We start from the raw sequence: 7764 nt of genomic DNA, 5'->3' as shown, positions 1-7764 counted from the left end.
TAGTCCCAGACTAACCCACGAAAATCAAGGGGTCCAGCCGGATCTATAGTGTCTAGGTTCTTGATCACGGGTCTTATGGAAAATTGCCGGAGTCTGAATTAATTGGAATCTTACTATTGGAATATTGTATACTTCTTGCAGGGGGATAATACTGAGTTCAAGCCCTGAGTAGAGAAAGAGGCGTCTGAGTGTTCGTGAATACCGGTAAAATAAAAAGAAACAGAGCAATCGTCATTCTATGCATGTTTGCTGTGTTCTCCTTATCGGATACGGGATTCTGCCTGCAAGGCGGAATATTCTGCATTGAATCACCTGGACAATCTGAAGGATGTCATCCAGCGGATGACTCGGGGCATTCGTGCCATCCGACCGAAACCGGTGGAATCCATCATTCCCGACATACAGACAACTGTCAGAGCTGTGATCAGGCCATACCTGGCAGACACGATCATCAGAAACATGATTATTCTCTTCCAGACGGCAGCAGGCCGGGATCTTTTTCTCCCGAATCCGCTTCCATAGAATCGTATCCACAGGATACAGGTTCGATCGCAGGTTGTTTTATCGGCAGTTCCACCAGGTGCGAGAGATCGATTCTGATCTCTCTTCGTTCCGTGATCATGTTGACATGATCTCCCTCTGATCGAGTTTATTAGAAATCATTTTCAATTCAACTTTCAGCAATAGTATCAGACAGGGTATACCCACTGATACCGAACTGAGGAAAAGTTCATGTCGAGAAAATCAATAATTGTTGTCCTGCTGCTTTTTACTGTGGCAGGGATGGGGTGTAAAAATGCCGGGGAAAGCCTGGTTTTGCCGGAACCGGCACAACTGGGAAGCGGATACGATACATATCATCCGGTCGCGAAAACTGGAGATATCGAAGAGTATGCGGTACCTTCAAGCGAGCTGAAAGAGATCAGTCTTTCCCAATGTCTATCGCTTGCTTTAATGCATAATCCCCGTTTGAGAGCATTTTCCTGGAATGTGAGAGCGCGTGAGGCGGAGTTGATCCAGGCAGGACTCACTCCTGATCCCGAACTCGATGTCGAAGTCGATGGTGTGGGTGGCCCCGGGGAGATGAGTGGTTTTCAGAGTTCGGAATTTTCCTTTCGCCTGAGCAAGATAATCGAACTCGGGGGCAAGAAGAGTAAACGTATAAAGCTCGCCTCTCTGGAACAGCAATCTGCCGGTTGGGATTATGAGAAAGTCAGACTGGATCTGTTTGCCGAAGTTACAAAAACGTTTATAGAGGTAGTCGCTGCACAGGAGAGGATGGCAATAACTGAAGATCTTCTTGATATATCGGAACAGCTTTTGCGGTCTGTGGAAAAAAGAGTCGAAGCAGGAAAGGACGCAGACCTGGAAGAGAAGAAAGCGCGTGTCATTTTATCGAGAATGAAAATTCAGTATGATGTCTGTACCAGAAAACTCGATGAGGCACGCAGGCGATTGTCTTCGATGTGGGGGGATGAACGATCTGTATTCGGCACTGCCATCGGAAGCCTCGACTCGATGAGCCCTGTTCCATCATATGAGATATTTCAGGAGATGCTCACAGGTCATTACGGGATCAGACAGGGCGAGCTGAAAGTAGAGCGGATGCAAGCGGCCCTTGATCTGGAGAATGCACTGGCAATACCAGATATCAGCTTCAGCGGTGGAATAAAAAAGTTTAACAAGTCTGGTGAGAAGCTGCTGCTGTTTGGCGTGTCAATTCCACTTCCACTGCGTAATCGAAATCAGGGGGCAAGACTTCGCGCAGGATACGAACTTGCCGGTGCCGCAGAGAACTTGAGAGAAGTCCATTCCAGAGTCAACGTGGAGTTGTTTGAAAAATACAGCTTGTTTTCATCAGCCTATATCGAAGCTTCCCAGCTGAAGAAGAATATCCTTGGTAGTGCGGAGGCGGTATTCGCGGCATCGATGAAAAGTTATGAAAATGGTAAGAGCGATTATCTGAACGTCCTCGACTCTCAAAGAATGCTGTTCGAAGTAAGGACGCAGTACATCGATGCACTTGTCCGGTATCATTCGGCAGGGGCGGAGATCGAACGATTGACCGGAAGTCCTGTCGATAAAGAGGGACTCTATGATGGCAGGAGGAAATGATGAGATACTGGAAGTTGGTTATTTTAGCGATTTTCGTCATTCTGTTCGTGATTGTAATGTCAATGAGATCTGTGCCACAAGCAGATGAAAATCAATCGCATGTGTGTTCAGAAGATGATGACCATGATGATCACAATATCAGTGGAGATGATCCCGGACACGAACATGCTCATGAAGATACGGTGGACATCCATGCACATGAACATGGTACAGACGAGGATCATTCAGGTCATGACCACGAACTTCCTCTGAAAGAGGATAATATGGATCATGGCCATGAACACCCTGCAGGAGAACTGTCCGTCGATCACGAACACGAGGCTATCTCTGAAAATGTAGTTCATATGACCGAAGAAGACATGATCAGGTATGGAATCACCATTGGGAAAGCAGGGCGGGGAATATTCGATCTTCAGCATCGCGTCAGAGGCGAACTTGTATTGAACTCGGATCGAACAGTTCAAATCGTTCCACGGGTCACCGGGATAGTGAGGGTTGTCGAAGCCGACCTGGGAGATCAGATGAAGAATGGTGATGTCCTTGCCGTGATAGAGAGCCGGGAACTCGCGGATTATAAAGCTGGATATCTTGCCTCTGTTGAGAAGTGGAAACTGGCGGGGTCCATTTTCGAGCGGGAGGATAAACTTTTCAAAGAAGGTATATCCTCAAAATCCGAATTTCTGTCTGCTAAGAACGGATTAGCAGAAGCGGAGATCTCCATGAACAGCTCGGAGAGGAAGTTGTTCGCTCTGGGATTTGACAGAGTGATGCTGGAGGCTCTGGATTTCTCGCATATCGAACAATTTGCGTTATACGAGATCAGGGCTCCCTTCGATGGTACTGTGATAAGAAAACATCTGGCCGAGGGGGAGTCTGTGACTGGCGATGACGAAATATTCCTCTTTTCCGACCTGAATATTATCTGGGCTGATCTGAGGCTGTATCCGTCCGACATGGGATTATTGTCTGAAGGACAGGAAGTGATCATATCCGATCAAGCGGGGATGCCTGCCACAAGAGGGCTGATAAGCCATATCGATCCAGTCATGGATAGGAATACGAGGACTGCACTTGCGAGAGTCGTTCTGGAGAACAGAGATGGCAGGCTCAGGCCAGGCACATTCATCACAGCAGAGATTGTTATTGATAATGTCTCCGCATCCCTGGTCGCTCCAGGGGCAGCTATACAATATGTGGAGGACAGTCCCGTTGTATTCGTTTGGGACGGTGACGGTTTTACTCTGCGATCAGTCATGGTCGGCAGAAGGAATGCTGAAAAAGCGGAGATTATTTCAGGATTGTCGCAGGGCGAAATTATAGCCATAACAAATTCATTTCGTATAAAGGCTGAACTGGAGAAATCACCCGATGCCTCCTGTAGTGGACACGGGCATGCTCATTAGATAGATGGAGTCAACAGAATGATCAATAAAATTATTCAATATGCGCTGAAATACAAATGGATGATTGTTCTCGGATTCGCAGCTATCTGCGGGTTAGGGTTGTATTCACTGCCGAGATTGTCCATTGACGCCTTTCCCGACATCAGTCCGAATCTGGTACAGGTCTTCGCGGAGCTTGAAGGCATGGCTGCCGAGGAAGTGGAACGATTTGTAACGATGCCGGTGGAAGTCGCAATGAGAGGTATTCCCGGCGTGAAGAAGGTCAGATCGATATCTTCTCTTGGTCTCTCAACGGTAAACATTTATTTTGAAGATGATGTGGATATATATCTCGCTCGCCAGCTTGTCTCGGAGAGGATTGGGGAAGCGGAAGAGGATATACCTCAAATCATGAACATGACTCATGGTCTGGAAATGGGAGCTATCGCCAGTGGAATGGGGAAGATCCTGGCATACTACCTGAAGGGAGACGGACATGATATCGCCGAACTTCGTACACTTCAGGACTGGATAGTAAAAAGAGACATCCAGACTCAATCAGGAATAGCGAAAGTAATAAGCCAGGGTGGTCATGTACGTCAGTATCAGATAAAAGTAGATCCTGGCAGACTCCAGCAGTTCGATCTCACGCTGGACGACCTGATCGATGCTACCCGCATGAACAATTTGAATCTTGGTGCAGGGATACTTGAACGGGGACAGGAAGAACTGGTAGTCAGGACTCTTGGACTCATCGATAACATAGAAGACATAGAAAGAATAGTCATACATTCCTTTGAAGGAACACCTGTCTCTATCGGGGATGTGGCCAGAGTCGAATATGGGAACGCGTTCAGGCGTGGTGTCGCGATATTCGACGGTGTTGACGAGATCGTGACAGGAAGCGTATATAAGACCTACGGTGCCAATTCGTTTGAAGTGATAGAGAGACTGAAGGAAAGAATAGAAGAGATCAACAGTATGCTTCCGGACGGCGTCGAGGTCGTCACATACTACGATCAGTCTTCGCTGGTCAGGAACAGTATTAATACTGTAAGGACAGCTCTTATCCTGGGCCTTGTCCTAGTGTGTCTCGTCTCGTTTCTGTTTCTCGGTAATCTTCGAAATGCCCTCATAGTCCTCTGTTCATTGCCATTCTCGACCCTTTTCGCATTTATAATCATGTACCGGAGTAATATTCCAGGTGACCTGATATCATTTGGAGGTGTGGCAATAGCCCTGGGTATGATAGTAGATGCTACTATTATCATGGTGGAGAAGATTCAGACAAAATTCGATGACTCGATCGACCTGTCTACTCCGACAGAGAAGATACTCTCAGCAGTGGGAGAAGTAGGGCGGCCGATCTTTTTTGCTACCGTAATCATCATCATTGTATTCATACCTGTATTTACTCTTGGAGAGATCGAAGGAAAGATGTTTCGGCCTCTTGCCTCCGCGATATCGGTCACAATGGCGGGTGCTTTGATATATGCTCTGGTGATAGCTCCGGTTTTCTACCGGCTTCTTCACAGGAGAGGGAATAAGTCTGACAAGAGCAGAGTATCAGGACCTGTAATGCTGGATCATTACAAATCTGTTCTGCAGTTTTTTCTGCGTCGAAGACTCACAGTGATCTCCGGGATGGTACTGCTGGTGTTGGCAGGTGGGCTTATGTTCAAGCGACTGGGAAGGGAGTTTGTCCCGACGCTTCAGGAAGGGACCATCCAGGTACTTGCCTATATGAATCCGAATATCTCTCTTAACGAAATTACCGTGACGACCAGGGAGATATCACAAATCATCATGGAATTCGATGAGATAGAATCTGTGATCGCGGATATAGGGTATGGTGAAGTGGGCCCTCATATGCATCACACAAATTACGCCTGTATAACAGTCAATCTCAAGCCCGGAAACGAATGGACCGATGTCAGTTCGCAGGAAGAACTGGTCAGTCTGATAGATGAAAAGGTCGGTGGATATCCTGGAGTCACTTACAGTTTTTCTCAACCTGTCAAGCATGAGATCGATGGTCTGGTAGGTGGAGCGGGTACTGCTGTGGTTGTAAGGGTCTTTGGCCATGATATGGCCCTGCTGAAAGAAAAGGCGGATGAGATAAACTCGATTCTTTCAGATATCAGAGGAGCTTCAGATGTAAGGACCGAGCAGGTCGATGGTCAGACTCAGTTGCAGATCATTATCGATGACGAGCAGGTAGCCAGGTATGGCCTCAACGGGTACAGGATACAGAACATGATCCAGAACTCGATTGCCGGAATCGAAGTGGGACAGGTATTTGAGGGAGACAGATCTTTCGATATAACAGCCAGGTTTGATGAAGATTTCCGCGAGGACCAGACATCAATTGCCAGGATGCTGATTAAAACACCGGATGGCTTCAATGTGCCTGTGTCCGAACTGGCAGAGATAAAGACGGTCACCGGCCTGAGACAGATAAGCCGGGAAGATACCAGGCGATATGTTTCGGTACAGTGCAATGTAAGAGGCAGGGATAACGGCGGCTTTGTCAGAGAGGCCCAGGATGTAGTGGCTGACTCTGTGGATCTTCCCCCCGGATACAGAATAGCCTGGGGTGGACAGTTCGAACTTCAGGAAGCAGCCGACAGGAGACTGGCGATCATCATGCCGATAACGTTGTTATTTGTCCTTATCTTGCTTTATGGATTATTCAATTCATTTAAGGATGTCTTGTTGATCATGCTCAATATTCCACTGGCCCTTGTCGGAGGTGTCTTTGCGCTTGCCCTGGCAGGCGAGAATGTAAGCATACCCTCTTCAATAGGTTTTATCGCGTTATTTGGCATCGCTCTGACCGATGGCCTTGTTCTGATATCGAGGTTCGGGTATTTGAGAAAACAGGGACTGGATCTCAGGGAGACAGTGATAGCCGGGAGTCTATCGAAATTCAGGCCAGTACTTATGACAACTGTGACCACTGCTCTTGGCCTGCTGCCTCTTGTCCTTTCTTCCGGTACAGGATCTGAAGTGCAGCGGCCGTTGGCGATCGTGGTCATAGGTGGCCTGATATCATCCACGTTTCTGACCCTTATTGTTTTACCGGTTCTGTATGAGTGGATAACGATAAGGACCAGGCAGGCATAGATCCTGGAGAAATATTGGAGAAGTATCAGAATAATTGGCTTAAGAGATTCAATTCTGTTGCAAACTGGCCTGTTCTGCGAATAAAATACTTCACGTTGGCAGGAACAAAGGTCCTGGTGTGGGCGTATAGAATAAATCTTGTTTGTGGAGGATATGATGAGAAGCATGATCGTTGTTGTTATTTTTAGTGTGTTTGTAGTCGGTATTGCACTGCCTTCATTCGCGTCGGAGAACGGGCAGGAAGTTTCAGCCGTCAAGAAAGTGATAGAAAACGCCTATGTGAAAGGTATCCATATCGACCGTGATATTCCCGCTATCAGGAAAGGGTTTCATGAAGATTTCAATATGCTGATCTTCAGGGATGATGAAATACGGAAGATGACTATCGGTGAGTGGATCGCTGGAATCGAAAAGAGAATAAAGAAAGATCAATCGCCCCCGAAACATGATACCATATGCAAGTTTCCCATGGTCGACGTCACTGGCAATGCGGCCATCGCCAAGGTGGAGATCTACAGGGACGGAAAGCATATATATTCGGATTATATGTCTCTATACAGGTTCAGTGACGGATGGAAGATAGTTAACAAGATATACTACAGCCATAAGGATTGAATGTCTATTGTCTGACAGAATGATTTTATTTGCTGCATTATTGTCGATTTTACTGGCCTGGGGCAGCGGTCTTCAGGCTGATGAAGCAGGCATCGAAAAGATCTCACATGAGAGGTTGACATCCGTCCTCGACCTTAAGGACGCACGGTTCTTCTACGGTGGATATATGTTGTCCGCAGGAGATTCGATTACCGGTCCTGTGGTTGTTATCTCGGGGTCCCTGGACATTCAGGATGGCGCCGTCCTCTCAGGTAATGCCTGGGTTGTAAGTGGGCGGCTCATAATGACCGGAGATTCGCGGATAGAGGGAGATGTCACTCTTGTAAACAGCGGTGATTTCCTTTCTCGTTCGGCAGATATCGCAGGACGGATCAAACGATACGATTGTGAGTGCAGATTCGATGCGCAAAAATTCGAGGAAGAGGGAATCATACTCTTCAATGATTATGATGACCCAAAGGCGGTGAAGACAAAATTTGCCCTGGGCGGAGACAGGGCGGGAAGAACCGACTATACCCTTATAGGC

At 47.3% G+C, this 7764-nt stretch carries 6 protein-coding genes; 5 read left to right on the top strand and 1 reads right to left on the bottom strand.

Annotation, left to right across the window (positions count from 1 at the left end; translation table 11 throughout):
• Nucleotides 1-463: 463 nt before the first annotated feature.
• On the bottom strand, nucleotides 464-622 hold the full coding sequence (locus KOO63_16220; GenBank protein MBU8923363.1) for a hypothetical protein: 159 nt from the start codon (nucleotides 620-622) through the stop codon (nucleotides 464-466).
• A 110-nt stretch (nucleotides 623-732) separates the two neighbouring features.
• On the opposite strand from KOO63_16220, the gene KOO63_16215 reads away from it, so the two are divergent.
• From KOO63_16215 to KOO63_16195, 5 genes are all read left to right on the top strand, one after another.
• Nucleotides 733-2115: a TolC family protein gene (locus KOO63_16215; GenBank protein ID MBU8923362.1), complete on the top strand. Its 1383-nt coding sequence runs from the start codon at nucleotides 733-735 to the stop codon at nucleotides 2113-2115.
• Nucleotides 2112-3518, top strand: a complete 1407-nt coding sequence (locus tag KOO63_16210) for an efflux RND transporter periplasmic adaptor subunit (GenBank protein ID MBU8923361.1) — start codon at nucleotides 2112-2114, stop codon at nucleotides 3516-3518. The genes KOO63_16215 and KOO63_16210 overlap by 4 nt, the downstream gene beginning before the upstream one ends.
• A gap of 18 nt (nucleotides 3519-3536) precedes the next feature.
• Nucleotides 3537-6623: a CusA/CzcA family heavy metal efflux RND transporter gene (locus KOO63_16205; GenBank protein ID MBU8923360.1), complete on the top strand. Its 3087-nt coding sequence runs from the start codon at nucleotides 3537-3539 to the stop codon at nucleotides 6621-6623.
• A gap of 153 nt (nucleotides 6624-6776) precedes the next feature.
• The gene (locus tag KOO63_16200; GenBank protein MBU8923359.1) at nucleotides 6777-7238 is read left to right on the top strand and encodes a nuclear transport factor 2 family protein; all 462 of its coding nucleotides are present in this window, start codon (nucleotides 6777-6779) and stop codon (nucleotides 7236-7238) included.
• 7 nt (nucleotides 7239-7245) lie between these two features.
• Nucleotides 7246-7764, top strand: a 519-nt coding sequence (locus tag KOO63_16195) for a hypothetical protein (protein ID MBU8923358.1), incomplete at its 3' end; no start/stop codon positions are given.

It is taken from the genome of Candidatus Latescibacterota bacterium (genome assembly GCA_019038625.1).
Taxonomy (GTDB): Bacteria; Krumholzibacteriota; Krumholzibacteriia; order Krumholzibacteriales; family Krumholzibacteriaceae; genus JAGLYV01.
This window is presented reverse-complemented; position numbering and strand designations above follow the sequence as displayed.

Coding starts and splice junctions, on each gene's coding strand:
- KOO63_16220 (MBU8923363.1), bottom strand. CDS start 622: ATGATCACGGAACGAAGAGAGATCAGAATCGATCTCTCGCACCTGGTG.
- KOO63_16215 (MBU8923362.1), top strand. CDS start 733: ATGTCGAGAAAATCAATAATTGTTGTCCTGCTGCTTTTTACTGTGGCA.
- KOO63_16210 (MBU8923361.1), top strand. CDS start 2,112: ATGATGAGATACTGGAAGTTGGTTATTTTAGCGATTTTCGTCATTCTG.
- KOO63_16205 (MBU8923360.1), top strand. CDS start 3,537: ATGATCAATAAAATTATTCAATATGCGCTGAAATACAAATGGATGATT.
- KOO63_16200 (MBU8923359.1), top strand. CDS start 6,777: ATGATGAGAAGCATGATCGTTGTTGTTATTTTTAGTGTGTTTGTAGTC.